This is a genomic window from Janthinobacterium sp. PLB04 (genome assembly GCF_021165895.1).
Taxonomy (GTDB): Bacteria; Pseudomonadota; Gammaproteobacteria; order Burkholderiales; family Burkholderiaceae_D; genus Janthinobacterium; species Janthinobacterium lividum.
Map to the genome: position 1 here is coordinate 2549358 of NZ_CP088968.1, position 25379 is coordinate 2574736.

16 protein-coding genes are annotated in these 25379 nt (G+C 65.0%); 5 read left to right on the forward strand and 11 right to left on the reverse strand.

The genetic code is table 11. The features are described from left to right. Positions 1–8: 8 nt before the first annotated feature. The 7 genes from LSO07_RS11340 to LSO07_RS11370 all read right to left on the reverse strand — a co-directional run bounded on the left by LSO07_RS11340 (position 9) and on the right by LSO07_RS11370 (position 14905). Positions 9–1178, reverse strand: a complete 1170-nt coding sequence (locus tag LSO07_RS11340; RefSeq protein WP_151094207.1) for an HlyD family type I secretion periplasmic adaptor subunit — start codon at positions 1176–1178, stop codon at positions 9–11. Continuing rightward, entirely contained in the window at positions 1175–3319 is a 2145-nt protein-coding gene (locus tag LSO07_RS11345) for an ATP-binding cassette domain-containing protein (protein ID WP_208672459.1), read from the reverse strand. Before LSO07_RS11345 ends, LSO07_RS11340 begins: the two co-directional genes overlap by 4 nt. Positions 3320–3347: 28 nt before the next feature. Further along, on the reverse strand, positions 3348–4643 hold the full coding sequence (locus tag LSO07_RS11350; RefSeq protein WP_151094209.1) for a TolC family protein: 1296 nt from the start codon (positions 4641–4643) through the stop codon (positions 3348–3350). A 110-nt stretch (positions 4644–4753) separates the two neighbouring features. Then, on the reverse strand, positions 4754–11899 hold the full coding sequence (locus LSO07_RS11355; protein ID WP_151094211.1) for a hypothetical protein: 7146 nt from the start codon (positions 11897–11899) through the stop codon (positions 4754–4756). A 758-nt stretch (positions 11900–12657) separates the two neighbouring features. Beyond that, positions 12658–13659, reverse strand: a complete 1002-nt coding sequence (locus tag LSO07_RS11360; RefSeq protein ID WP_151094213.1) for a hypothetical protein — start codon at positions 13657–13659, stop codon at positions 12658–12660. Continuing rightward, positions 13656–14528 (reverse strand): ABC transporter ATP-binding protein, encoded by an 873-nt coding sequence (locus LSO07_RS11365; RefSeq protein WP_151094215.1) that lies wholly within the window; start codon positions 14526–14528, stop codon positions 13656–13658. The genes LSO07_RS11360 and LSO07_RS11365 overlap by 4 nt, the downstream gene beginning before the upstream one ends. After that, the gene (locus tag LSO07_RS11370; RefSeq protein WP_034784016.1) at positions 14525–14905 is read right to left on the reverse strand and encodes a GntR family transcriptional regulator; all 381 of its coding nucleotides are present in this window, start codon (positions 14903–14905) and stop codon (positions 14525–14527) included. Before LSO07_RS11370 ends, LSO07_RS11365 begins: the two co-directional genes overlap by 4 nt. Before the next feature lie 166 nt (positions 14906–15071). Between LSO07_RS11370 and LSO07_RS11375 the strand changes: the two genes are divergently transcribed. Next, positions 15072–17387, forward strand: coding sequence for a hypothetical protein (locus LSO07_RS11375; protein ID WP_151094217.1), 2316 nt, complete (start codon positions 15072–15074; stop codon positions 17385–17387). Here the strand turns inward: LSO07_RS11375 and LSO07_RS11380 are convergent. The 4 genes from LSO07_RS11380 to LSO07_RS11395 all read right to left on the reverse strand — a co-directional run bounded on the left by LSO07_RS11380 (position 17384) and on the right by LSO07_RS11395 (position 20233). Beyond that, positions 17384–18127 carry a DUF72 domain-containing protein gene (locus LSO07_RS11380; RefSeq protein WP_151094219.1) on the reverse strand — a complete coding sequence of 248 codons (744 nt, stop codon included), beginning with the start codon at positions 18125–18127 and terminating at the stop codon, positions 17384–17386. The genes LSO07_RS11375 and LSO07_RS11380 overlap by 4 nt on opposite strands. A 69-nt stretch (positions 18128–18196) precedes the next feature. Further along, the gene (locus tag LSO07_RS11385) at positions 18197–18952 is read right to left on the reverse strand and encodes a UDP-2,3-diacylglucosamine diphosphatase (RefSeq protein WP_151094221.1); all 756 of its coding nucleotides are present in this window, start codon (positions 18950–18952) and stop codon (positions 18197–18199) included. Positions 18953–19038: 86 nt separating this feature from the next. Beyond that, a complete protein-coding gene (locus LSO07_RS11390) occupies positions 19039–19530 on the reverse strand; it encodes a peptidylprolyl isomerase (protein WP_092610294.1) in 492 nt (163 codons plus the stop codon). A gap of 73 nt (positions 19531–19603) precedes the next feature. After that, the gene (locus tag LSO07_RS11395; RefSeq protein WP_174718096.1) at positions 19604–20233 is read right to left on the reverse strand and encodes a peptidylprolyl isomerase; all 630 of its coding nucleotides are present in this window, start codon (positions 20231–20233) and stop codon (positions 19604–19606) included. 278 nt (positions 20234–20511) lie between these two features. Between LSO07_RS11395 and cysS the strand changes: the two genes are divergently transcribed. The 4 genes from cysS to tilS all read left to right on the forward strand — a co-directional run bounded on the left by cysS (position 20512) and on the right by tilS (position 25221). Beyond that, positions 20512–21909, forward strand: coding sequence for a cysteine--tRNA ligase (gene cysS / locus LSO07_RS11400; RefSeq protein ID WP_151094223.1), 1398 nt, complete (start codon positions 20512–20514; stop codon positions 21907–21909). Then, complete coding sequence (locus tag LSO07_RS11405) at positions 21909–22628, forward strand: DNA-3-methyladenine glycosylase family protein (protein WP_225317449.1); 720 nt, start codon at positions 21909–21911, stop codon at positions 22626–22628. The genes cysS and LSO07_RS11405 overlap by 1 nt, the downstream gene beginning before the upstream one ends. A 54-nt stretch (positions 22629–22682) precedes the next feature. Next, positions 22683–23657: an acetyl-CoA carboxylase carboxyltransferase subunit alpha gene (locus LSO07_RS11410; protein ID WP_034756951.1), complete on the forward strand. Its 975-nt coding sequence runs from the start codon at positions 22683–22685 to the stop codon at positions 23655–23657. Positions 23658–23802: 145 nt separating this feature from the next. Further along, a complete protein-coding gene (gene tilS, locus LSO07_RS11415) occupies positions 23803–25221 on the forward strand; it encodes a tRNA lysidine(34) synthetase TilS (protein ID WP_151094225.1) in 1419 nt (472 codons plus the stop codon). The last annotated feature ends 158 nt before the right edge of the window (positions 25222–25379 follow it).

Sequence of the window (25379 nt, forward strand, 5' to 3'; positions counted from 1 at the left end):
CCGCTGCGTCAGCGTTCCCCCATCGACTCCGAGAACGTCTTGGTGATCGGTTTCGTCAGGTAGCGCAAGACCGTCTTGCGGCCCGTGTTGATTTCCACGGTGGCCGTCATGCCGGGCTGGATCAGGATCGGCTCGCCATTCTTGCCCATCAGGTTGCGCCCGCTGGTCTTGATCTGCACGCGGTAGTACGGCTGCTCGTTGCCCTTGTTGTCTTCACTTAAGGTGTCCGCGCTGATGTAGCTGACGGTGCCGCGCAGGCGGCCGTAGATGCCGTAGTCGTAGGCGTCGAGTTTCACGGCCGTGGGCAGGCCGGGCTTGATGAAGGCGATGTCGGCCGGCTTGACTTTCGCCTCGATGATCAGGTCATCGTCCGTGGGCACGATCTGCAGGATTTCCTCGCCCGGCTTGGCCACGCCGCCCAAGGTAGTGAGGCGCACGTTGCGCACGATGCCGTCGGTGGGCGCGTAGATGTCCGTCGAGCCCAGCTGCTCCTTGCGCTGCGTGACCGTCTGCAGCACGCCGGCCAGGTCTTCCTGGGCTTTCACCAGGTCCGTCTGGCTGTCCTGCAGGTATTTGTTGCGCCGGTTGGTGATCTGCGCCTGGATGTCGACCACCTGCCGCCGCAGTTTCAGCACTTCGGCGCGGCTGACATCGCCCGTTTCCAGCAGCGGCAGATTCATTTCCAGCTCTTCCTTGATCAGCTTCATGGCGCTTTCCAGCGAGCTTACTTCCGCCTGCACGGCACCCTGGCGCTTGCTGAACAGGGCCAACTGGTTGGCGCGAAATTCCGGGAACGCCTGCAGTTCGGGCGGGAACTTCGGCGCGCCTCCAAACACTTCCGCCTGCAGGCGCGCCACGGCCGCCTTCAATCCGGCTGCCTTGGCCGTGCTTTCCAGGTAGCTCGTCTCGGCCCGCGTGCGGTCGAAACGGGCCAGCAATTCGCCCTTTTTCACGATGCTGCCTTCATGCACGCGCAGTTCGGCCAGCACGCCGCCATCGGCCACCTGGATGATCTGGTTGCGCGAACTGGCGATCACCTGGCCGTTGGCGCGCGTGACCTGGTCCAGCTCCGCCCATGAAGCCCAGGCGATGACACCGGCCAGCGCCGCCGTGCAGCTCCAGATCAGCACCCGGCCCCGTTTCGCTTCTGCCCGCGCTTCGACCTTGGCCAGTTTCATGCGACCGCTCCTTGCGCCACCGGCGCTGCTTGCGGTGCCGGGGCAGGGGCGGGTACTGCTTGCGGCTTGCCCGACAGCTTGGCCAGCACGGCATCGCGCGGGCCGTCCAGCAGCACCCGTCCCGCCTGCAGCACCACCAGGCGGTCGAGCAGGGGCAAGAGGGCGTTCTTGTGCGTGGTGGCGACCATGGTCACGCCTTCGGCCGCCAGTTCGCCCAACAGCCCGACGATGCGCGCTTCCGTCTTCGCATCCATGGCCCCAGTCGGTTCATCGAGCAGCCAGATGCGCGGCTTGGCCAGCAGCAAGCGCGTGACGGCGATCAATTGCCGCTGGCCGCCCGACACGCCCCGTCCGCCTTCGGTGATGCCCAGCGCCAGTCCCCGTGGCTGGCCCAGTATCAGTTCGATCAGGCCCGTGCGTTTGGCGGCCGCCAGGATCGCTTCCTCGCCCGGGTCGGCCAGCCCCAGTAGCAGGTTGTCGCGCAGGGTGCCGCTGAACAGCCGCGTTTCCTGCGGCAGGTAGCCGACCATTTCGCGCACCACGGCCGGCGCCAGCAGGGCCATGTCGACGTCGCCCAGGTACACCTTGCCTTCGGCCGGCTGGTACAGGCCCGAGGCCAGTTTCAGCAGGGTGCTCTTGCCCGAGCCGATGGCGCCCACCAGGCCGACCCGTTCGCCGGGGCGGATGGCCAGGCTTTCCACTTCCAGCGCCACCTTTTGCGCGCCGCCATACGTAAAACGGATGCGTTCGAAGCGCAGGCCCGTATCGAGGCTGCGCGGCGTCAGCGCGAACTGCGCGTTGTCCGCTTCGTTGGGCAGGCTGATGACCTGTTCCAGGCCGTCGATCGAGGCGCGCGCATGCGCCCACTGCACCATCACGGCGGGCAGCTGCACGATGGGCATCAGGGCGCGGTTGCTGATGATGGTGCACGCCATCAGGGCGCCCATGGTCATCTGGTTCTCCGCCACGAACCACGCGCCCATGGAGATCAGCGCCACGTTGGTCAGCTGCTGGAAGGCGGCTGTGATGTTTTGCGACAGGGCCGCATAGTCGCGGATATTCTGCTCCGCGTGGCTGCTCTCGGCCACCAGTTCGCCCCAGCGCGCCTGCATCATCCATTCGGCGCTGCTGCCCTTGAGCGTTTCGACGCCGTCGACGGCTTCCACCAGCAAGCCCGCCTTGCGATTGCTGGCGTTGAGGTTCTTGCGCGTATGGCTTTCGATGGCGCGCTGGAACATCAAACCGCACACGAGGGCCAGCGGCAGGGCCACCAGCGGCACCACCACCAGCCAGCCGCCGATGATGGTGATCATGGCGAGAAAAATCACGGCGAAGGGCACGTCCGTCAGCACGAACAGCGATGTCGATGTCAGCACGCCGCGCACCATTTCAAAGCCTTTTACCTGCGCCGCCAGGGTGCCGACGGAAGCGGGGCGCGCCTCCATGCGGATGCCCAGCATGCGCTGGAAAAACCACTCGGACAGTTCATGGTCGACGTCATTGCACGAGTGGTCGACGATGCGGCTGCGCACCTGCTTGAGGATGAATTCCAGGCCGATCGACAGGGCCACGCCCACCACCAGCACCCACAGGGTGCTGAAGCTCTGGTTCGGGATCACGCGGTCGTACACCTGCATGGAAAACAGCGAAGTGGCCATGGTCAGCAGGGTCACCAGCGCGGTGGCCAGCACGGCGTCGACAAACACGCTTTTCTTCAGCCACAGGGCGTTGCGCACGAGGCCCAGGGCGCCGGGGCGGGCGCCGCTTTTTTCGCTGCGGCGCGGCAGGCCCACGCAAGCCAGGCCGGCCAGTGTCGCCAGCTGCAAGGCGCGCCCATCGATGCCTTCGCCGCGCCAGGCGCCGTTGGCACCGCGCGACTGCAGCAAGCCCCAGCCCGTGCTGGCGCTGTAGACGGCGAATGGCAGCTCGCCCGGCGTCGGCTCGTGCAGCGGACGCGCCGCGCCTTCCAGCCCGGCCGCCTGCCAGAGGGTGGTCAGCACCATGGCGGGCGCGCCGCTGTCGTCGGCGTCATCGAGCTGGCGCTGCAGATCGGCCAGGCGCGCGGTGGGCACGTGCTGGCCCGTCAGGCGGGCGGCGCGCTCGATGAGTGTCAGCAAGCCATGTTTGATGGAGGTATCCACGCTGTCTCCTGTGTGCATCATGTCGGTGTCAATTCGCGCGCGCCATGCCTGCCGGCGCCGTGCGCCCGGCCAGGGTGCCCGTTTGCGCGGCCAGGCGCAGGCTGGCGGCGATGGCTTGCGCGCGCGTGTCTTCCAGTGAAAACTGCGCCTGGGTCGCTTCGCGCACGGCATTGAGCACGTCGTTCCAGCTCTTGCGGCCGATCACGTACTGGCGCGCATACGATTCGAATACCTGCGTCGAGGTGGTGCTGGCCTCGCCCGCGTTGCCCAGGCGCTGGCGGCTCGCTTCGGCTTCGTTCCAGTCCAGGGTAAAACGCTCGCGCACCTCGCGTTCTGCCACGTCGTGCGCGGCGCGCGCGCCTTCGCGCCGGGCCACGGCGGCATCCACGCCAGCCTTGGCCGACAAGCCCGCGCCCGGCTGCGCCTGCAGCACCAGCATGGCGCGCGCGCGGTTGTCGGCATTGATGCCGCCGCCTGTGGGCTTTTCCATGCGCAGCACCACCTTCGGCATGTAGGCCGAGCGCTGCATGGTGATCTCGGAATCGGCTGCCTGCGCCTCGAAATCGAGGCGGTGCAGGGTGGGGGAATAGGCTATGGCCTGGCGCATGACCCGCTCCAGGCTGGCGTCGGGCAGCGGTTCGCCCACGCCGATGCCCGTGCCGCTGACGAGGCGCACGGGTTTGCCTGCCAGTTGCGACAGCTGCGCCAGCGCGTTTTCCAGCGCCTGGCGCGCATTCGATACGTCGTTGGCCGCCTGGTAGGCGCGCGATTCGGCCAGGCGCTGGTCCGTCTGCGAGCTGACCGACTGCACCACGCGGCGCTTGATCATGTCCAGCAGGCGCTGGTGCTCGGCCAGGCCCGCCTCCGCGGAGCGCACGCGCGCCGTCTGGCGCAGCGCTTCCGTGTAGGCGGCGATCACGCGCAAAGAGAGGGTCAGGCGTTCTTCCTCGATGGCGGCGCCGGCCGCATCGACCCGGCTGCCGGCGGCATCGATGCCGGCGTCGATGCGTCCGCCGCTCCACAGCGGCTGCTCGATGCGCACCACGCCGCCCGTTTCCTGCGAACCGGTGGGCACTTCTGCCGACAGGCTGGGAAAGCGCTGCCATTGCGCGCCATCGAGTTCGGCGCGCGCGGCAGCCTGCGCCGAACGCTTGCCCTGCACGGCGGGATGGCTTTGCAGCGCCTGCTGCAAGACCTGGTCGAAGCTCCAGGCGGTGGCGCCCTGGGCGCTGGCAAAGGACGATACCGATGCCATGGCCACGGCCGCCAGCAAGGCCGCGATGCGTGGCAGTGAGGATAGTGCTGGGAAACCGCGTAATCTCATCCCGTATTTTTCCGGCCCGAGGCCTGACGCATTTCAATGTGTGGCGGGAGCGCGCTGTCTTGCGCTCCCGCCGCCGTGCCAGGCGCGGCGCCTGGCGTGGGTGCCCTGCTTCAGACGACGAAGTTGGCCGCTGTCAGTTGCGTGATGTTCACCCCGCTCAGCAGCACCAGCGCCGTGTCGATGGCATTGGCGTTGCTCAGGTCACTCGAGTGATACACCGTCACGGCGCCGCTGTTTTGCGCATCGGCGATGACGATGTAGCCCTGGCCCGACAAGACGCTGTCGTCGGCTGCGATGGCGCTGGCCGCCGCGCCGATCGACACGGACGTGCCGTCGAAGATGAACAGGTTATTGTTGCTGAAGTCCGTGCCCACGTTGACGCCCACGGCCACCGACGCCGTCAGGTCGGCGATGGCCGACATGTCGATCACGTCGCCGCCGGCAGCCGGCAGGCCGGTGCTGAAGTCGGCCACCGTCAGCGGGTTGTGCAGGGCATTCTGGCTCAGCACGAACAGCTGGCTCGCGTCCGTCAGGTCGGCCTGGGCCTGGGCTGCCGCCGCTGCGGCGGCATCGGCATTCGCCGCCACCGTCAGCGAGCTGGCGTCCGTCAGGTCCGCCTGCGCCTGCGCCTGCAGGGCGGCGGCTGCTGCCGCATCGGCTGCCAGGTGCAGGGCATTGGCGTCCGTCAGGGCGGCTGTCTGCGCCGCTGCCAGCGCCGCTGCCGCTGCCGCATCGGCAGCCTGGGTGAGGGCCACGGCATCGGTCTGGTCGGCCAGCGCTTGCGCGGCGGCGGCGTTGGCGGCGTCCGCATTCGCCACGATGGCCAGGGCACTGGCGTCGGTCTGCGCGGCGATGGCGTTCGCCTGTGCCAGGGCCACGTCGGCAGCCTGCGCGTCGGCATTGGCCTGGGCCGCTGCCGCATCGTCCGCATACGCGGCACTCGCATTGGCGTGCGCTTGCGCCGCTGCCGCTGCCGCGCTGGCGGCGGCCGCATCGTCGGCTTGCGCCGCTTGCAGGGCAAGCAGGGAAGCGGCGGCCTGCGCCTGCGCCAGCGGCGCTGCCGCATCGGCCGCATGGGCGGCAAGTGCCGCTGCCGCCGCGTTGTTGGCGTTGACCGTGGCTGCCGCTGCCGCCGCATCGTCGGCCTGAGCCGCCTGGGTGAGCGCCAGCGAGATGGCGGCTTGGGTGGCGGCTGCGGCGGCCGCGTCGTCGGCGTTCTGCGCCGCCGTGGCTGCAGCCAGTGCGCTGGCCGCCGTTGCTGCCGTGCTGACGGCCAGCGCATCGGCGGCGATGGCGGCCGTGTGCGCGGCGGTGGCGGCGGCGGCATTGGCCGCTGCCTGATTGGCTGCCGTGTCGTCGGCCTGCGCCGCCTGGGCGGCGAGCAGTGATGCTGCCGCTGCGGCGGCGCTGGCGCTGGCGGCAGCATCCGCGGCTGCCGCTGCCGTGGCAGCCGTTTGCGCCAGCGCTGCCGTGGCGGCGGCATCCGCAGCTGCCTGGTCGTCGGCGACGGCGGCGTCGTGCGCTGCCTGGGCGTTGGCGGCATTGGCCGCTGCCAGCGCGGCTGCCGCGTCGTCTGCCTGCGCCGCTTGCGTGGCTGCCAGGGTGATGGCAGCGGCAACGGCCGCTGCCGCTGCCGCAACATCGGCATCATGCGCGTTTTGCGCCGCCAGCTGGGCGGCCGCTGCCGCGGCCGCGGTGGCGGCGACGTTGGCGTCCGCTGCCAGGGCTGCGTCCAGGGCCAGTTGCGCATTGGCGGCGGCCGTGGCGGCCGCTGCCGCGGTGGCGTCATCCGCCTGGGCATTGAGGGTGGCGGCCAGGGAAATGGCCGCTTGCGCCGCTGCCGCTGCCGCAGCGGCATCGGCGTTTTGCGCCGCGACGGCCGCCGCATGCGCGGCAGTCGCATTGGCGGCAGCGGTGGCAGCCGCCGCATCGTCGGCCTGCGCCGCCGCCAGCGCCGCATGGGCGGCAGCCGCATTGGCATTGGCCTGGGCCGCGTCATCGGCCGCACCCTGGGCGGTGAGGAGGAGGTTCAGTTTCAGCGTCCTGTCATTGTCGGCATCCAGGGCGTTGGTATCGGCCGTTACCGCCGCGTTCAGGTTGGCGATGGCCGCATTGAGCGCGGCATGGGCATTCAGGGCTGCCGTATCGGCCAGCTGCGCCGCCAGGGTGGCGGCCGCCGAAAGCGCTGCCGTGTGCGCGGCATTGGCGGCGGCATCGTCGGCGGCCAGCGCTGCGCTGGCTGCTGCCAGTGCATTGTTGGCTGCCGTTGCGAGCGCGGCCAGCCCTGCATCGGCCAGCAGCGCGGCATCGGCAATGAGCTGGGCCGCTGCCGCTGCCGCCGCCGTGCTTGCCGCCGTGGCGTCGTCGGCCAGGGCGGCATTCGTGGCGGCGAGCGAGGCGCTGGCCGTCAATATCGCCGCGTTGAGTGTGGTCGTGGCGGTATTCAGGGCCGCTTGCGCGTTGGCCGCCGCCGTGGCTGCTGCCGCGGCAAGGCTATCGTCGTTCAGGGCCTGGTTCAGCGCGGCCAGCGCGCTCGCCGCCGCTGCCGCGGTCGTGCCGACAGCCGCATCGGCGGCCTGCGCGGCCAGCGTGGCTGCCAGCGAGACGGACGCCGTGAGGGCGGCGGCGGCAGCGGCGATATCGTCCGCTTGCGCATGTTGCGTGGCGGCGGCCGAGATGGCTGCCACGGCGGCGGCCGCAGCGGCAGCTGTATCGGCGGCGGCAGCGGCAACGGCGGCGGCCGTTGCATTGGTGGAGTTCAGTACAGCCGCAGCGGCCGCGGCATCGTCGGCCAAGGCCGCATTCAGCGACGCCAGCGCGTTGGCGGCGATGGTGGCGGCGCTGGCGGCGGCATTGTCGGCCAGCTGCGCCGCTTGCGCGGCCGCTTGCGAGACGTTGGCGACAGTGGCGGCCGTCGCAGCGGCCAGATCGTCGGCGACGGCGGCGGCGGTGGCCGTACTCGCCGTGATGGCGGCGGCGGCCGTGGCGGCCGCATTTGCGTCCGCCTGCAGGGCCGCATTCAAGGCGGCCAGGGCGTTGGCCGCCGTCGCTGCCGTCGCGGCGGCGGCGGCATCGGCTGCCTGCGCCGCCTGTGCCGCTGCCAGCGAGGTGGCGGCCACGCCGGCGGCGGTGGCCGCCAGCGTGTCGTCCAGCGCCGCCGCGGTGGCCGCCGCCTGGGACGTCAGGGCGAGGGTGGCGGCGGCGGTGGCGGCACTGTCGGCCGCGAGCGCATTGTTCAGGGCTGTCAGGGACGCTGCGGCCGTAGCTGCTGTCGAGGCGGCGGCCGCATCATCGGCTTGCGCCGCCAGTGCGGCGGTGTTCGACAAGCCGGCCGTGGTGGCGGCGACGGTGGCCGCCAGCGCTGCCACCAGGTCGAACGGATGGGCGGCCGAATAGGCAGCCAGGGCGGCGGCATTCGCGGCATCGTTGTTGGCGACGGTGGTCAGGGCGGCGGCATCCGTCAAGGCGGCCTTGGTGGCCGCCACGGTGGCGGCCGTGACGTCGAGCGTGTGGGCGGTACCCAGCAGGACGGCGTCGGTGAGGCCAGCGACGGCGGCGGCGGCCGTGGAGGCGGTGGCATTGACGGTCGCTACCAGGCCCAGGGCGACGGCATCCGTCAGGTTGGCCGTTGTTTGTGCGGCGGTGGCGGCGGCCGCATCGACGGTGGCCGTCAAGCCCAGTGCGACGGCGTCGGTCAGGGCGGCCGTGGCAGCTGCCGTATTGGCGGCGGCCGTGGCGGCCGTCGAGACGGTGCCCAGCGCCACGGCATCGGTCAGATTGGCAACGGCGGCAGCGGTGCTGGCGGCCGTGTTGGCGACCGTCGACACGAGGCCCAGTGCCACGGCGTCGGTGAGGTTGGCCGTCGTTTGCAGGGCGGAAGCGGCGGCCGCGTCGGCCGTGGCGACCAGGCCCAAGGCTGTGGCGTCGGTCAGCGCGGCGGTGGCGGCTGCCGTATTGGCGGCGGTGGTGGCCGCTGTCGAGAGCGTACCCAGTGCCACCGCATCGGTCAGGTTGGCAACATTCGTCGCCGTATTGGCGGCAGCGGCAGCGGCCGTGGCGAGCAGGCCCAGGCCGGCGGCATCCGTCAGATTGGCCGTCGCCTGCAGGGTGGCGGCCAGGGTGGCGTCGGCGGTCGAGATCACGCCCAGCGCCGTGGCATCCGTCAGCGCGGCCAGGTTGGCGGCGGAGGTAGCGACCAGCGCATCGGCGTTCGAGATGAGGCTCAGCGCGATGGCGTCGGTCTGGCCGGCAGTCGTGACGGCCAGGGCTGCGGCCGCATCGGCTGCGGAAGAGGCCAGGCCCAGGGCCACGGCGTCGGTCTGATTGGCAACAAATTGTGCCGTGGTCAGCGCGTTTTGCGCCAGCGTATTGGCGGCCGTCAAGGTGGTGACGGCAGTCTGGGCGGCAAGTTCAGCGGCAGCGTCGGCAGTGGAGGCAATGCCCAGCGTGCCGGCATCGGTCAGCAAGGCTGTGGTGGCGGCCGCCGCGGCGGCCGCCTGTGCCGCGGCAGCTGCGCTGACGGCCGAGATATCGATCCCGCCCAGCAGGGCGGCCGTTTCCGCCGCCGAGACGGCAGCGGCCGCCGTGGCGATGAGCGCATCGGCATTGGTCAGGTCGGCGATGGTTTGCAGGCCGGCTGCCGCCAGCGCATCGGCGGTGGAGATGCCGGCAAGGATGGTGGCATCGAACAGGGCGGCAGAGATATCGGCATTATCGGCACCGATCTGCAAGGTATTGACCGTGGCCGTCAGATCGAGCACGCTGGTCTGCCCAGCCGTGACATTGGCGGCCAGGGCGGCGAGGTTGGCCAGATTGAACGCATTCAGGGCGACGTTGACGTCCAGCAGGCTGGCTTGCGAATTGGCGGCAGCCGCATCGGCGTCCGCCTGGTCGGCTGCTTGCTGCAAGGCGACGACATCGGTCTGGTCGGCCACTGTTTGCGCATTGGCGGCATCGCTGGCGGCGGCCGCGTCGGCAGCGGCCAGGGCGGCCGCATCCGTCTGGTTGGCCGTCGTTTGCGCGGCCAGCGCGGCGGCGGCATCGGCGTCGGAAATCACTTGCAGGGCGGCCGCGTCCGTCAATGCCGCTTGCGTGGCGGCGCCGGCGGCCGTGCTGGCTGCCGCATCGGCCGTGATTTGCAGGGCGGCCGCGTCGCTCAGGCTGGCCGTGACGACTGCATTCGCCGCCACGGTGGCGGCAAGGGCTGCGGCGGCGTCAAGCGCGGCGGCATCGGTACTGGCGGCAAGGGCTGCTGCGGCGGCTGCGGCAGCGTCGGCATCGGAAATCAGGGCCAGTGCGGCCGCATCCGTCAAGCCGGCCTGGAGCTGTGCTGCGTCCGACGCCGCGGTGGCGGCGTCGGCGATCAGGCCCAGGGTGGGCGCGTCCGTCATGTTCGCTTGCGTCTGTGCATTGGCGGCGTTCGTGGCGGCCGCATTGGCGGCAGCCTGCAGGGCGACGGCGTCGGTGGCGTTGGCGATGGCAGCGTCCTGGGCGGCAACGCCGGCGGCGGCGTCCGCTGCCATGCTCAAGGCGACGGCATCGGTCAGGCCCGCTTGCGTACTGGCCGCGGTGGCCGCATTCGCGGCGGCGGTGGCAGCGATGCCGAGTGCCGCGGCATCGCTGGCATTGGCAGCTGTCGCCGCATTCGCTGCCGCGGTGGCGGCCGCGTTCGAGGCGGCAGCCAGGGCGGCGGCATCGGTGGCGGCGGCCGCGGTGGCGGCAGCGGCGGCGGTGGCGGCATCCGCATCGGAGATCAATGCAAGGGCGGCGGCATCCGTCAGGCTGGCCTGGATGCCTGCGGTGACGGCGGCATTGGCGGCGGCGGTGGCCGCCAGGTCCAGCGCGGCGGCGTCCGTGGCATTGGCCAGCGCCGTGGCGGCGGCGGCAGCGGCGGCATCATTGGCGGAGATGACGCCCAGCGCTGCCGCGTCGGTCAGCGCTGCCTGGGTGTTGGCTGCGGCGGCGACCACGTCGGCCGCATCGGCGATGGCTTGCAATGCCGGGGCGTTGGTCTGGTCCGCCTGCGTTTGCGCCGCATCGGCCGCGGCGTGTGCGGCGGCGGCGTTGGCGGCGGCCGTGGCGGCAGCCGCATCAGCATTTTGCGCCGACGTGGCGGCGGCCTGGGAGGTGGCAGCGGCAGCGGCAGCGGTGGCTGCCGCGCTGTCGTCATTCGTGGCGGCGGTAGCGGCCGCTTGCGCGCCGGGGACGACGGCTGCCGTGCTGGCTGCCAGCGTATCGTCGCTGGTGGCGGTATTGGCAGCGAGCAAGGCTGCTGCCGCTGCGGCGGCAGCCTGTGCCGCCAGTTGATCGGCCAGGATGGCGGCATTCGCCGCTGCCAGCGAAGCTGCTGCCGTGGCTGCTGCCGCGGTGGCGCTGGCGTCATCGGCCAGGGCGTTGCTGGCGGCAGCCGCCGCTGCGGCGGCGGCCAGCACGGCCGCGTCGGTCACGACGGTGGTGGTGGATTGATTTCCCGCGCCGCCCTGGCCGCCGGTCGAGCCGCCCGTTCCTCCGGTGCCGCCCGTGCCGCCAGTTCCCGTGCCACCCGTGCCCGTACCGCCTGTACCCGTGCCACCCGTGCCCGTACCGCCTGTACCCGTGCCACCGGTGCCCGTGCCACCGGTGCCTGTACCGCCCGTGCCCGTGCCGCCCGTACCCGTACCGCCCGTGCCGGTACCTCCCGTCCCCGTGCCACCCGTACCCGAGCCGCCAGCTGCGGCGCCGCCTCCGCCGCCACCGCCTGCCGCGGCGGCAACCAGGCCAAGTCCGCCGAGCGCGCCCAGCACGCCAAGTCCGCCCAATCCGCCTGCTGCGCCGGCACCCGCGCCCGCGCCAGCCGATGCCCCGGCGACATCCACGACACTGCCGCTGGGGATCCCGGCGGCGCCAGCCCCCGCGCCTGCCGCGCCGCCATTGTTGTCGCTTTGCGGCGTGCCGAGATCGGCGCTGCCGTTGCCGGCCTGGCCTGCTGCGGCGCCGCTGCCACCGCCACCGCCACCGGCTGCCGCGGCGGCTGCCGCTACAGCGGCGGCCGCGCCCAGGGCGCCGGCATTGCCCGTATCGGCGCTTCCCGTGACTTCGACGACATTTTCAGGCGGCATGCTTTGGCTGGCATCGGCCCCTTGCACCAGTTCATCTTCGTCATACTGCTTGCGGTCGCCGTTTTTCGGGTTGGCGACTTTTTTTGCGGGTGTCGCGACCTTGGCGCCAAGGCCTTCGGCATTGACGGGAACTTGTGCTGGATTTTGGATGGTGGCCATTTTAAAGTCTCCGGAAGAGGTTGGATATTCGTTCAATTTTTTAAGATATTAAAAAATCAATAATGTATTTCGTTTCCTTGGTTACTCCGGCGTGGCTTGGGCCGTGGTCGAACTCTGGTGTTGCCGATGTTGGTAGTGGCAAGTAAAACATAATTGGAAAAAAATCGCTGGCGTAAAAGAGCGCTTGATCCTTGATATTAAAAATACTAATTTTGCATTTGTTTTGCATGGCGCTTATTTCTCGTATTTTGCTTCGCCCGTAACTGGCTTGCTTTACGATACACACTGGCAGGATGGCATATTTACAGGACGTCCGCACCTGCCCTCACTCTGATGGTAATTTCAATTTTGAAACTTTCAATTTCATTTTGATCATTTTCCATGACTCTATTCTGTCAAGCTTTGCGCAAGTGAATAATCACGTATTGTCACGAAACAGGGCTTTCCGGATGAATCTGCTGCCATGCGCCAGCATTTCTGCGCCTTTCATCTCAAAAATCGTCTCGCTATCGATTTGCTAGTTGTTGCTTTTTTGTCCGGTGATTATCAAATTTGATTGGTAATAAAATACGATAGGAATAATTATTTGTAATTTTTATATCTAATTAATGCTATCGAATGAATAGTCTTTATTTGGCGAGGGGATTTGTTAATAATCACTATCAGCACGATAGTGATTATTTTCGGCGGCGTAACAGGGAAAAATGAAAACGCCCCGGCGGGCGGGGCGTTTTTTACGGGGATGCGGTGGCGCGCTGTCAGCCTTCCTCGCGCCAGCTTCGCAGGCGGATGGCGGCGTAAATCAGGGCCGCGCCTGCCGCTGCGCCCAGCCAGACGGCTGGCAAGGCCAGGCTGGACCAGGAATTGCTGAACACATCGATGCGCGTCATGTGCGATCCTCCCTCTGCCAGGGCGTGCATGCGTGGCAGCAGTTCCGGTTCGAACAGATACCAGCTGCCGGGAAGAGTGCCCAGCAGGGCGCGTCCGATGACATTCATCTGTATCCAGCTGACATCGCTTTCCGTCTGCGTCAGCTTGCCGGCCCAGACTGTCAGGATGAGCAGCAGCAGCGGTACGCCGACGGCCCACAGGAAGACTTTCGACTTGGCCCAGCTCGATACCATCAGCAGCCAGCCCACCGTCGGCAAGGCCCACAGGCAATACACTGGCAGCAAGCCGAACACGCGCAGCGGTCCCAGGTAGAGGCCGGAAGAGCCCAGCAGTTCGGCAAACACGTGGATGCCGTTGACCGCCAGCACGCCGCTGAGGATCAGGATCAGGGCCAGCGACGTCAGGCTGGCGGCAGCGGCCACGATCAGCGGCGCGACCAGCAGGGCGATGGCCGCTTTCGACAGCACCGTCTGCGCATCCGAGATGGGCAGCGATTTCCAGAACAGCACGCTGCGGTCGCGGCGGTCGTCATGCAGGGCGCTCAGGCAATAGAAGAACACGAGGAAACCCAGCGCCAGGAACAGCGGCGCAGCCGCATACGTATAGTTATTGGCGACGGCGTCGATGATTTCCGTGCGGCGCGGACCAAAGGTGCGCGTATTGAAAACGGTGCTCCAGGAAATTTCCTCGCCATTGACGATGAGCGCCGTGTGCATTTTGGTCTTTGCGACGGTCGCAGCCGCCATCAGGGCGCCCAGCACCGTCATGACGACGCCGATCACGGCAGGCGTCCACAGCAGCATGCCCTTGTGTTCCCACAACTCGCGCCGGAGCAGCCATTGCATCTTGTTTACCGGGGAAATACTCATTGGTACGATCCTTTCATGGTCGCGACAAACAGGTCAGCCAGGGCGGGCGTGCGTATTTCGCCGAGGGCGGCCAGCTGGGTGCGGGCGACGCCGTCGAACAGCATCACCGACTTGCCGAACACGCTGCGTTCGCTGATCGGCTGCAGGGCGCGCGCCGGATTGACGTGCTGCGGGCCCACCATCACCTCGATGTAGCGCTCGCCCACTTCTTCCATGCTGGACGCCAGCACAATCTTGCCGTCGCGAATGAACATCAGGTCGCTGAGGATGTGTTCCACTTCCTCGATCTGGTGCGTGGTGATGACGATGGTCTTGTTTTCATCGAAATAGTCTTCCAGCAAGTTCTGGTAAAACTGCTTGCGGTACAGGATGTCCAGGCCCAGGGTCGGCTCGTCGAGCACCAGCAGTTTGGCGTCGATGGCCATCACGAGCGCCAGGTGCAGCTGCACCACCATGCCCTTCGACATGGCCTTGACCTTCATCTTCGGCGACAGCTTGGTGTGGGCCAGGTAGCGTTCGGCCTTGCTGCGGTCGAAACGTGGATGCACGCCAGCAACGAAATCGATGGCGTCTGCCACGCGCAGCCAGCTTGGCAGGATGGCCACGTCGGCGATGAAGCACACGTCTTCCATCAGCGCATCGCGCTGCACGCGGGGATCGCGCCCCAGCACCGACAAGTCGCCATCGAAGCCCGTCAGGCCCAGGATGGCTTTCAGGGTGGTGGTCTTGCCGGAACCGTTAGGGCCGATCAAGCCGACGATGCGCCCCGGCGCGATATCGAAGCTGATGCCGTCGATGGCCACCTGCTTGCCATATTGCTTGCGCAGGCCGCGCGCGCTGATGACGCTGTCCTTGTTCAATGCATTCATGCGTTCTCTCCGTGTGCGCCGGCATCGCGGCTCGCTTGCAGCAGTTGATCGAGGTCAAGGCCCAGGCGGGTGATGTGTTCCAGCAAGGCTGGCCATTCCTCGCGCAGGAAGCGCTCGCGTTCACTGGCCAGCAATTTGTCGCGGGCACCTTCCAAGACATACATGCCGAGTCCTCTGCGTTTTTCCACCAGGGCATCGTCGACCAGTTCCTGATAGGCGCGCGAGACCGTGATGGGATTCAATTGATAGTCGGCCGCCACCTGGCGCACCGAAGGCAAGGCGTCGCCGGACTGCAGCACGCCATCGAGCATCATGCCTACCACCCTGGCCTTGAGCTGCCGGTAGATGGGGCTATTGTCGTTCCATTCCGCGCTCATGGGATGCGCTCCCACAAGGGCGGGACGGCGCGGCGCATAAAAAGTGCTGTAGGCATCGAAGCTCCGTGATGTATTGAGTTGGTGTTGTAGTTAACTATAACAGTGAAAATATAAATGTCAACAGTTCGATGATTTCTAATCATGTGGAAACTATAATGTTGCGTGTTTGAAAAAATTATTTGATAGCTTCTGGCGAATATCGTCGCCACTGACCATGAAAGCAGCAATGATCAATCGATATGACGAGTTGCAAAACCTGTTCAGACGCGCCAGCTGTGGCATCGCCCTGCTGGCCGGACTGAGCGCCTGTGGCGGCGGTTCCGGCGGCGGCACGGCCACGCCCGTAGCACCTGTCGAAACGCCACGATACCTGCTGGGCGGCACGGTCAGCGGCTTGCTGCCTGGCGCCAGCGTCGTGCTGGCAAACGGCGCGGATAAAGTAACCGTCACGGCCAACGGTCCCTTCAGCTTTGCCGGCAAGCTGGCGGCGGGCACCAGTTATGAAGGCAAGGTCGACAGCGCCTCCGAGGGGCTAGGCTGCAGCATTGCGCAAGGCTCTGCGACGATGGGCAATGCTGACGTCACTACGCTCGCCGTGCGTTGTCTGCCCGTCGTGCTGGCCGGGATGCAGGAGAAAATCCAGCTGCTGGCAGGTATGGTCAGCGATGCTACTGGGAACTACTATATCGCCGATGCGGGCAATCAAGTGATCCATAAACTGGGTGCCGATGGCACCTTGAGCGTGTATGCAGGCGTGATGGGCAAGCGTGGCGTAGATGATGGCCCGGTGTCGAGCGCCACGTTTTCCTTTATCGCAGGTTCTCGATTGGCAATTGATCGCCAGGCGAATCTCTATGTGAGTGACTACTGTCACGCCGTCTTGCGCAAGATCACGCCAGCAGGCATGGTTAGTACGGTTGCCGGCCAGCGGCGCAGCAGTTGTGAGGTTGATGATCTTGAGCCGGCCTCTGCGTATGTAGATGGACAGAAGGAGCAAGCCCGTTTTGGCTTGCCTGGCAGCATGGCCATCGATGTGAACGGTGATGTACTGCTGGTCGATGCACACAAAAATACCATACGCCGCGTCACGGAGAACGGCGTGGTCAGCACTTTGGCGTGGGCATTTGCTCCCATGCCTGAAGTCAACAGCAACTATCAAAGCGTGGGCCGATTGGCGATTGATCCTGCTGGAAACGTGTATTTTAGCGATGTGACTGGAGGTTATTTATTCCGCATCCAGAATGGCATGGCGGTCAAGGTGGCGGGGAATCGCTCGCAGAATTCTTCTGTCGACGGTATCGGTGGCGCTGCCAGCTTTTCCCGCATTCGCGGCATGCAGTTCAACCGCGATGGCGAGTTACTGCTGGCCGATGGCGGCAGCATTCGGAAAGTGCAGGCAGATGGCAGGGTGAGCACCGTGCTCGGTGCTGGCATGCCTGATGCGAACGGTCAGGCACCAGGCTTCAAACAGCTCACTGAAATGGTGCTGGAGCCTTCCGGTGCCATGGTCGTGTATGACCTGGGCCGGCATATGCTGCGCAGGCTGGATCAGGATGGAAAGCTGTCGACTCTGACAGCCTTGCCGGGACATATCGGCCTCGTCGATGGCGTTGGCGCTGCCGCGCGCCTGACGTTGGGCTACGCGAGAGCCGTCGTGGCCGATGGAGCGGGGAATGTCTACCTGGCCGATGATGTCAACAAGGTCATCCGTCGCGTGACGCCCGATGGCCAGGTCAGTATCTTTGCGGGTATTGCGGGAAAAGACGGCCGGGTCGATGGCGGGCGTGGCACCGCGACCCTGGATGGACCGGTGGCCATGGTCTTTGACAAGGATGGCAACCTGTATTTTGCTGACCAATACCATGGCATGCCGTGGCTTGTTTTACGCAAGATTAACAAGCAGGGTGAGGTATCCAGTATTGCGGAATTGCCAGTTTCGCATGGTACGCGCTTCGCGCTAGCGGTTGACCAGCAAGATAATGTTTATTGGGTGCACAATGTCGGCGACGGCATCTATCGGCGTCCGCCGGGCGGCGAGTTCACCTTGTTGTTACCCTTCGCGAATGCCATGAAGGCATTGAATGGAAAGATTGGCACGCGCGACTATATTTCAGCCGCCAGCCTGGCCGTCGACCGCCGCGGAGCGCTCTACTTTGAAGACATCGAGCATCATGTGATCTTCAAGGTGGCGCAGAATGGGGATGTCAGCCATTTTGCCGGCACCTCCTTGCGGAGCGATGGCAAAGATGGTCCGCCGGGAACCGGCAGTCTGATGGCAGGTGACTATTTCCCATTGGCAATAGACGCCAATGACAATCTGTACACGGGGAGCCAGGACGCCATACGCAGAATCGACACGGCCGGTGTTATTTCTACGCCGAAACTGGGCTGGGCTTCTCCTGTACTGAGCACCTTCGCCGTCGGCAATGGCGTGGTATATGGTTTTACCGCCCAGGCAGTGATCCAGACGCCCTTGCCCTAGGTGCGCAGCTGTGCGGCTGGCAAGCCCATCAGCCGCGCCTGCAAATCCAGCGCATTGAACAGGGCGGCCCCGGCCGCCGTATTGTCGAAGATGCACCAGCTGTCCACATGCGCTGGTGTGTGCAATTCAGCGGCCAGCGCCCTGAGGTAGTCGGCCCGGTAGTCGGAATAATATATTTTCGGGCTGCCGTGCAGGCGCAGGTAGGCCACGCTGGTCGTCGGTATGTGCGGCCCCGGCTGTCCCGCAGGCGGATCGGCGCGCACGCGCGTGATGCGCTGCATCGTTAACAGCTCGGTTGCGTCTGCCTCGAACCAGCTGGGATGGCGCGCTTCACACGCGAGCATGCCGTCGAAGCGCTGGCGCAGGGTAAGGAAAAATGCGGCGGCCACGTCCGCCTCGAAACGCAGGCTGGGCGGCAGCTGCACCAGCACGCAGCCCAGTTTATTCCCCAGTTGCATGACCTCTCCCGCAAAGCGTTCCAGTTCGGCTGCACAGTCGCGCAAGCGCCGCTCGTGCGTGATGCTGCGTGGCAATTTCACGCTGAAACGGAAATGGGCGGGCACGCTGTCGGCCCAGCGCGCGTAAGTGGCGCTCTGGTGCGGTCGATAGAACGAGCTGTTGATTTCCACGCAGGGCAAGACCTGGGCATAGCGCTGCAAATGGCTGCCATCGAGGGGGAAGTGGCTGGCGGCGGCGCTGGACAGGCTCCAGCCGGCCGTGCCGATGTAAACAGTGTGCATGGCGCCATTACAGCAGGGCCAGGCGGGCGCGGCTATCGGACAAACGCCCGTGCGGCAGTCGGCGCAAGCCTAGTCGATGATGTCGCCGTTCAGGTCGTGGCGCGTGATGTTGCCGCGCGCATCGATGGCGATCCATCCGCCGCGCGGCTGTTGCGGCGGCGTCACGTCGCATTCCCAGTCGGGCAAGACATAGCGCAAGGTATTGTCGACCTGGTGCAGGGCAGGGCGGTGCGTGTGGCCGTGGATCATGACGGTACTCGCGTGTTCGGCAAATACTTGCGCGACAGCATCGGGCGTGACATCCATGATGTCCATGGATTTTTCGCCATTGTGCTGGCGGCTGCTCTGACGCAATCCGTCGATGATGGCCTTGCGTTGCGTCAGCGGCATGGACAGGAACTGTTTTTGCCAGGCGGGCTGGCGTACCATGGCGCGAAACTCCATGTATTGGACGTCTTTCGTGCATTCGGCGTCGCCGTGCAGCAAGACGATGCGCTGGCCGGCAATCGTGGCCACGTGCGGTTCGCTGAGCAGGGTGGCGCCGGCGGCGGCGGCAAAGCCGGAGCCGACGAGGAAGTCGCGGTTGCCGGCGATCCAGTAGACGTGCACGCCCGCATCGCTGACGGCGCGGATGGCGGCCGTCATGCGCGCATTGAACGGGTCTTCCAGGTCATCGTCGCCGGCCCAGTATTCGAACAGGTCGCCTAATAGATACAGCGCCTGCGCATATTGCGCATGGTGTTCCAGGAAAGAAAGAAACGCCGCGCTGGTGCGCGGGTGCGAGCTCTGCAGATGCAGGTCGGAAATAAAGAGTGCGGCAGGCATTGTCATCGTTCAACGCTCCCAAAAAGTGAAGTGCATGGAGAGGCGAAAACGCTGCAATGCCTGTTATTCATGGTGCAGTGGCCGAATTAAACTGCTTCGACTTTTTCGATGATGACATCGGTGACTGGCACGTCGGCGAACATGCCGGCGCGCGAGGTTTTCACGGCGCGGATGGCGTCGACGACTTCCTTGCCGTCGGTGACTTTACCGAACACGGCGTAGCCCCAGCCGTCCTGGCCTGGATAGTCGAGGAAGCTGTTGTTCTTGATGTTGATGAAGAACTGGGCCGATGCCGAATGCGGATCCGACGTGCGGGCCATGGCCAGCGTGTAGGTATCGTTTTTCAGGCCGTTCTTGGCTTCGTTTTCCACGGTGGTGTCGGCAGGCTTTTGTTTCATGCCTGGCTCGAAACCGCCGCCCTGGATCATGAAGCCGTCGATGACGCGGTGGAAAATCGTGTTGTCGTAGTGACCGGCTTTCATGTAGGCCAGAAAGTTGGCAACCGTTTTCGGCGCTTTCTCGGCGTCCAGTTCAGCGGTGATCTTGCCCAGATTGGTGGTGATGATGACGGAGGTCATGATAATCCTTAATAAATTGGATGAATAATTGATTCAGTGGCGCCAGCCAGGCCGGCGCCGCAAAAACGCTATTTTACAGTTTTGCGGGCGCGGACTTGAGTAAAGTCGCCGATTCGATCACCACGGGGGTGACCGGCACGTTCTGGTGCGGGCCCTTGTCGGCTACCGGCACGGCCTTGATCTTGTCGACCACGTCCATACCGCTGACGACTTTGCCGAACACCGTGTAGCCGAAGCCGTCGCGGCCAGGGTAGTCGAGCGCGCCATTGTCGTTGACGTTGATGAAGAATTGCGCGGTGGCCGAATGCGGGTCTCCCGTGCGCGCCATGGCGATGCTGTAGGTGACGTTTTGCAAGCCGTTTTGCGCTTCATTCTTGATCGGCGCCTTGGTGGCTTTCTGTTTCATGTTCTTGTCGAAGCCGCCGCCCTGTATCATGAAGCCGTCGATGACGCGGTGAAACACGGTGCCCTTGTAATAACCGCTGTTGACGTACTGCAGGAAGTTGGCCACGCTTTTCGGTGCTTTTTCCTGGTCCAGTTCCAGCACGATCTCGCCCATGCTGGTTTTCAGGGCCACGTGCGGCGTTGGGTCGAGAGCGGTCGCCGGAGCGGCTGCCACGACGGCGCTGCCCAGGGTCAGGCCGGCAAACAGGGTGCAAAAGCGGGCCAGGAAAGACAGGCGTTTCGATTTGATTTCTTGCATGAAGGCGTCCTTGATCGTTATTTTTCTTTAAACTTGCGTTGTTGCCAAAAGAAGTGAGTTTCGGTTGAACATCGTAAAAACCTGATTCATATCGGGCCAGTATGGTTTTTATCAATGTTATACTTGACCGCTAACGCCCTAATTCTAACAAACAAGAACAACAATATAGCGGGTCGTACAGTCTCGGCGCACACGGCAGTTCAGTGGCGCGGCACCCCTGGTGTCCGCGCCTGTCTGTCGTTTTGCCAGGCTGGCGGCCGCTCCACTTGCAAAGCACGATGAGCAATCTAAAGATTTACAACACCCTGGCTCGCGAAAAGCAGGTATTCGTCCCGATGGAAGCAGGCAAGGTACGCATGTACGTTTGCGGCATGACCATCTACGATTATTGCCATATAGGCCATGCGCGCATGATGATGGCGTTCGATGTCATCTACCGCTGGCTGAAGGCGTCCGGTTTCGATGTCACCTATGTGCGCAACATTACGGACATCGACGACAAGATCATCCGCCGCGCCGTGGAAAACGGCGAGACGATTTCCCAGCTGACGACGCGTTTCACCCGGTACATGGATGAAGACACGGCCGCGCTGGGCATCCTGACGCCCGACCACACGCCGCGCGCCACCGAATACGTGCCGCAGATGCTGCGCCTGATCGAACAGCTGGAAGCCAAGGATCTGGCTTATCAGGGCGCGGATGGCGACGTCAATTACGCCGTGCGCAACTTCCCCCACTACGGCAAGCTGTCGGGCAAGTCGCTCGACGACCTGCGCGCGGGCGAACGCGTCGACGTGAACACGGGCAAGCGCGATCCGCTCGACTTCGTCCTGTGGAAGTCGTCGAAAGAGTCCGAGCCGGAAGAAGTGAAATGGGATTCGAAGTGGGGCAAGGGCCGTCCGGGCTGGCATATCGAGTGCTCGGCCATGTCCTGCGCCTTGCTCGGTGAACAGTTCGATATCCATGGCGGCGGCGCGGATTTGCAATTCCCGCATCACGAAAACGAGATCGCCCAATCCGAAGGCGCGTTCGGCCATACCAGCGTGAATTACTGGATACATAACGGTTTCGTGCGCCTGGACAATGAAAAAATGTCCAAGTCGCTCGGCAACTTCTTCACCATCCGCGAAGTGCTGCAAAAGTTCGATGCCGAAGTGATCCGCTTCTTCATCCTGCGCGCGCACTACCGCAGCCCCCTGAATTACTCGGACGTGCATCTCGATGACGCGCGCCTGTCCCTGACCCGCTTGTACACGGCGCTGGCCGACGTGGCGGTGGAAGAGGGCGCCATCGACTGGAGCGAAGCGCATGCCGTGCGCGTGCGCGAAGCCATGGACGACGATTTCAACACGCCGCTGGCCGTGGCCGCCCTGTTCGACCTGGCAACGGAAGTCAACAAGCACAAAACCCCAGCCCTGGCGCGTCAACTGAAGGGCCTTGCAGGCGTATTTGGCTTGCTCGAACGCACGCCGCAGCAATTCCTGCAAGCGACCGTCGGCGCTGCCGCCGGTGGACAGGGCGAGGCGGCCGGCATCGAAGCGGCCATCGCGGCGCGCAGCGCGGCGAAGAAGGCGCGCGACTTTGCCCAGTCCGACAAGATCCGTGCCGAGCTGCTGGCGGCGGGCATCATTCTTGAAGACAAGCCTGACGGCTCGACCAACTGGCGCCGCGCATGATGCCAACGTCCAGGGAAAACGGGGAAGCGCCCAAGGTGACGGAATTGGCGCAAGTGATCCAGGTGCCGCACTACTGGGAAGAGGCGAAGATCGAGCTGATGAAGCGCGACCGCATCATGAAAAAGCTTATCCCGCAATTTGGCGACCTGCACCTGGTCGGCCATAGCGACCCGTTTACCACCCTGGCCCGTTCGCTGGTGGGGCAGCAGATCACGCCCAAGGCGGCTGATGCCGCCTGGAAAAAGCTGTTGCTGGCTTGCCCGAAATGCACGCCCTCGCAAGTGTTGAAGGCGGGCGCCGAGCAGCTGTCCGCCTGTGGCTTGTCCAAACGCAAGACCGAATACATCCTCGACCTGGCCGACCATTTCAAGGCCAAACGCGTGCACGCGAGCCAGTGGGACCAGATGGATGACGAAGCCGTCATCGCCGAACTGGTGCAGATCCGCGGCATCGGCCGCTGGACAGCCGAGATGTTTCTGATATTTAATCTGCTCCGGCCGAATGTCTTGCCGCTCGACGACCCCGGTTTGATCCAGGGCATCAGCGTCAATTATTTCTCCGGCGAACCAGTTTCCCGCAGCGATGCGCGCGAGGTTTCCGCCAATTGGGAACCGTGGCGCACCGTGGCGACGTGGTATTTGTGGCGCAGTCTCGACCCTGCAGCCGCCCCTGCCGCATCCGATGCAGCCCCCGGCGCACCAGCCGGTACGGTAAAATAAACATAGATGACGCCGCGCGCCCTGGCGCCGTGGCCTGTAAAACCTGGAGGTACAATGACTAAAACGACTTTCCTCAATTTTGAACAGCCGATCGCGGAACTCGATTCCAAGATCGAAGAGTTGCGCTTCGTGCAAGACGATTCGGCCGTCGACATCTCGGAAGAGATCGACCGCCTGGCCAAGAAGAGCCAGCAGCTGACCAAAGATATCTACGCCAAGCTGACGCCTTGGCAAGTGGCGCAGATCGCGCGCCACCCGCAGCGCCCCTACACCATGGATTACGTGAATGAAATCTTTACTGATTTCCACGAATTGCATGGCGACCGCAGCTACGCGGACGATCTGTCCGTCGTCGGCGGCCTGGCCCGCTTCAACGGCCAGCCGTGCATGGTCATCGGCCACCAGAAGGGCCGTGACACGAAAGAGCGCGCCATGCGCAATTTCGGCATGCCGAAACCGGAAGGCTACCGCAAGGCCATGCGCCTGATGAAAGTGGCTGAAAAGTTCAACTTGCCCATCTTCACCTTCGTCGACACGCCGGGCGCCTTTCCCGGCATCGATGCGGAAGAGCGCGGCCAGTCGGAAGCCATCGGCCACAACCTGTACGTGATGGCCGAACTGAAAGTGCCGCTGATCGCCACCATCATCGGTGAAGGCGGTTCCGGCGGCGCGCTGGCCATCGCCGTGGGCGATGCCGTGCTGATGCTGCAATACTCGACCTATGCCGTGATCTCGCCGGAAGGCTGCGCCTCGATCCTGTGGAAGAGCGCCGAGCGCGCCTCCGACGCGGCCGAAGCGCTGGGCCTGACGGCGCACCGCCTGAAAGCCATGGGCCTGATCGACAAGATCATCAACGAACCGCTGGGCGGCGCCCACCGCGATCCGAAACAGATGGCCACCTTGCTGAAACGCGCACTGGCCGACACCCTGCGCCAGTTCCACGGCATGAAAACCAAGGACTTGCTGGCCGCGCGCCATGAAAAACTGCTGAGCTACGGCAAGTTCAAGGAAACCACGCCGAGCGAGTAATCCATCGCCGGTCGGCGTAGGTCGGCTTAGCGCAGCGTAAGCCGACAAGACGTAAGCCGACAAGACAGTAAAACACCAGGGACAGTCCGCTAAACGACACCATCCGTTTAGCCGCCTGTCCCTCTTTGCATTCCCGGAGTCCACATTGAAAAAGCAACAAACCGCCACCGTCGCCGATATCTTTGCCAGCGCGCTGGAAACCTGCGGACCGCAAGCCGGCGAGACGGTCGGCATCGCCCTGAGCGGCGGCCTCGATTCCTCGGCCCTGCTGCACTTGGCGCATGCCTGGGCGCAAGAGCATGGCGTGGCCTTGCACGCGTTTCACGTACACCACGGTCTGAGCCCGAATGCGGATGCCTGGCTGGCCCATTGCGAGCAATTGTGCGCCGGCATGGGCATCGCTTTCGAAGCGCGCAAGGTCACCTTGGAAAAGAATGCGAAAACGGGCACGGAAGAGGCGGCCCGCAAGCGCCGTTATGCGGCATTGGGCGAACTGTGCGCCACGCATGGCGTGCGCCTGCTGCTGACGGCCCACCACCAGGATGACCAGGCTGAAACCGTGTTGCTGCAATTGCTGCGCGGCTCCGGCACGGCGGGCTTGTCCGGCATGGATGGCGCCAACAGCGCGCCCGAGCTGCTGGCCAACCCGGACCTGGTGATGGCGCGCCCGCTGTTGCCCGTGTCGCGCAGGCAGCTCGAGGTCTATGTGGCGAAACATGCGATCGCGCACATCCACGATGAATCGAACGACGATCCCCGCTTTGCCCGCAATGCCTTGCGGCACCAGGTGATGCCCGTGCTGGCGCAGGCCTTTCCCGGCTTCCAGGAACGTTTTGCCCGCAGCGCCCAGCACGCGCAATCGGCGCAGCGCCTGTTGACGGAACTGGCGACGCAGGATTTGGCAGCGTGCCTCGATGGCGATTGCATCGAACTGGCGAAATTGCGCGCGCTGAGCGCTGACCGATGCTACAACCTGCTGCGCCACTGGTTCGGCACGCGCGGCTTGCGCATGCCGTCGACGGCGTGGCTGGCGGAAATGCTGGCGCAGCTGCTGGAAGCGCGGCCCGATGCGCAATTGCTGGTCACGCATCCCGAATGCCACGTGCGGCGCCACCGCGACCGGCTGTACCTGACGCCGAAGCTCGATGACCTGGCCGGCATGCGCGAGCGTGACGATGCGGGCATTCCCGGCCTGGAAAAAGCCAGCCAGCAATTTACCTGGCAAGGCGAAGCCAGCCTGGCCTTTCCCGCGTATGGCGGCGTGCTGCATTTCGATGCGGTGGAAGAGGGCGGCCAGGGCATCGATATTGCTTGGCTGAAAGCACAGACCTTGACCATCGATTTCCGCCAGGGCGGCGAGCGCCTGAAACTGGCCTTGAACCGTCCCACCAAGAGCTTGAAATACCATTACCAGGCGTTTGACGTGCCCGCCTGGGAGCGCGAACGCCTGCCCCTTGTCTGTGCGGCGCAACAATTGCTGTACGCGGCTGGTATTGGCCTCGACTGCCATTGCCTGAGCCTGCTGGACCGTCCCCGCGTCGCCTTGCGCTGGCTCTCCTGCTGAGCGTAAGGGCAGCCGCCACGGCCACTCCCGGGGTAGCCGCCAAGCGGCTGTTCAAGCCAGCTGGACTGCATGGATTGGTTATTTCCATATGCGCAATCGGTATGAGCTAATGCGCTTTTTAGCTTGTTATTTTGCATTGCGGCATGTAGAGTAAAGCC

Bases quoted from the DNA above. Each gene is read 5' to 3' on its own strand.
- LSO07_RS11360 (WP_151094213.1), bottom strand. From the start codon at position 13,659: ATGAGTATTTCCCCGGTAAACAAGATGCAATGGCTGCTCCGGCGCGAG.
- LSO07_RS11365 (WP_151094215.1), bottom strand. From the start codon at position 14,528: ATGAATGCATTGAACAAGGACAGCGTCATCAGCGCGCGCGGCCTGCGC.
- LSO07_RS11370 (WP_034784016.1), bottom strand. From the start codon at position 14,905: ATGAGCGCGGAATGGAACGACAATAGCCCCATCTACCGGCAGCTCAAG.
- LSO07_RS11410 (WP_034756951.1), top strand. From the start codon at position 22,683: ATGACTAAAACGACTTTCCTCAATTTTGAACAGCCGATCGCGGAACTC.
- LSO07_RS11340 (WP_151094207.1), bottom strand. From the start codon at position 1,178: ATGAAACTGGCCAAGGTCGAAGCGCGGGCAGAAGCGAAACGGGGCCGG.
- LSO07_RS11395 (WP_174718096.1), bottom strand. From the start codon at position 20,233: ATGCAAGAAATCAAATCGAAACGCCTGTCTTTCCTGGCCCGCTTTTGC.
- LSO07_RS11405 (WP_225317449.1), top strand. From the start codon at position 21,909: ATGCCAACGTCCAGGGAAAACGGGGAAGCGCCCAAGGTGACGGAATTG.
- LSO07_RS11380 (WP_151094219.1), bottom strand. From the start codon at position 18,127: ATGCACACTGTTTACATCGGCACGGCCGGCTGGAGCCTGTCCAGCGCC.
- LSO07_RS11350 (WP_151094209.1), bottom strand. From the start codon at position 4,643: ATGAGATTACGCGGTTTCCCAGCACTATCCTCACTGCCACGCATCGCG.
- LSO07_RS11385 (WP_151094221.1), bottom strand. From the start codon at position 18,952: ATGCCTGCCGCACTCTTTATTTCCGACCTGCATCTGCAGAGCTCGCAC.
- LSO07_RS11390 (WP_092610294.1), bottom strand. From the start codon at position 19,530: ATGACCTCCGTCATCATCACCACCAATCTGGGCAAGATCACCGCTGAA.
- LSO07_RS11355 (WP_151094211.1), bottom strand. From the start codon at position 11,899: ATGGCCACCATCCAAAATCCAGCACAAGTTCCCGTCAATGCCGAAGGC.
- cysS (WP_151094223.1), top strand. From the start codon at position 20,512: ATGAGCAATCTAAAGATTTACAACACCCTGGCTCGCGAAAAGCAGGTA.